Annotated in this window: 2 protein-coding genes; both read left to right on the forward strand. The window is 63.7% G+C overall.

Going from position 1 to position 889, the window contains the following annotated elements; translation table 11 throughout:
* Positions 1 to 475: 3-hydroxyacyl-CoA dehydrogenase family protein (locus EOA33_RS37055; protein WP_245482585.1), on the forward strand; the 475-nt coding region annotated here is incomplete at its 5' end.
* 12 nt (positions 476 to 487) lie between these two features.
* Positions 488 to 889: acyl-CoA thioesterase (locus EOA33_RS37060; protein ID WP_145989568.1), on the forward strand; the 402-nt coding region annotated here is incomplete at its 3' end.

Consider the following 889-nt stretch of genomic DNA (forward strand, 5'->3'; position numbering starts at 1 on the left):
AGACAGGACAAACACCATGGTCGACACGCATGGCCGCTTCGGCCGCAAGAACGGCAAGGGCTTTTACGACTATCCCGCCAAACCTGCCAAGAAGAAGCTGTGGCCTGGCCTCAAGGACCTCTATCCACAGCTCAAGCCGGAGAAGGTCGACTATGAGGAACTGAAGCAGCGCCTGCTGGTCACCATCGCCCTCGAGGCGGTTCGCGTGATGGAGGAAGGCATCGTCACCGATCCGCGCGAGGCCGATGTCGGCTCGATCCTCGCCTTCGGCTTCGCCCCCTTCACCGGCGGCGCGCTGTCCTACATCGACGGTATTGGCGCCAAGCAGTTCGTCAAGATCGCCAAGGCCCTGCAGAAGAAGTACGGCGCCGAGTTCAAGGCGCCGAAGCTGCTGCTCGACATGGCGGAGAAGGGCGAGACCTTCTACCAGCGTTTCGACCCTTACCAGAAGGGCGAGATCAAGCAGGCAGCCTGACGGCCGACGCCGATGTATGTCTGGGCGCGCATGGCGCGCATGATGGCCACGGCGCGAAGCCGTGGCCCGTACCTCGTCGGCGGTGAAAGCCGGCTGGTCTTTCGATGCCTGCCGACCGACATCGATTTCAACAACCATCTCAACAACGCCCGCTACATGATGCTGGCCGATCTCGGCCGCATCGACATCTTCCTGCGCGCCGGCCTCATCGCGCTGGCGCGCAGGAACGGCTGGGCGCCGATGATCGGCGGGCTGCAGGTGGCCTATGTGCGCGAGATCCGGCTGTGGCGGCGCTTCGAGGTGGTGTCCTCGATCGAGACCTGGGAAGGCACCTCGGTCATCGGCAGGCACCGCTTCGTCCTCGATAGTGGCGAAACGGCCGCGCAAATCATGACCACCGGCGGTGTCTACGAC

It is taken from the genome of Mesorhizobium sp. M4A.F.Ca.ET.050.02.1.1, from assembly GCF_003997725.1.
Lineage (GTDB): Bacteria > Pseudomonadota > Alphaproteobacteria > Rhizobiales > Rhizobiaceae > Mesorhizobium.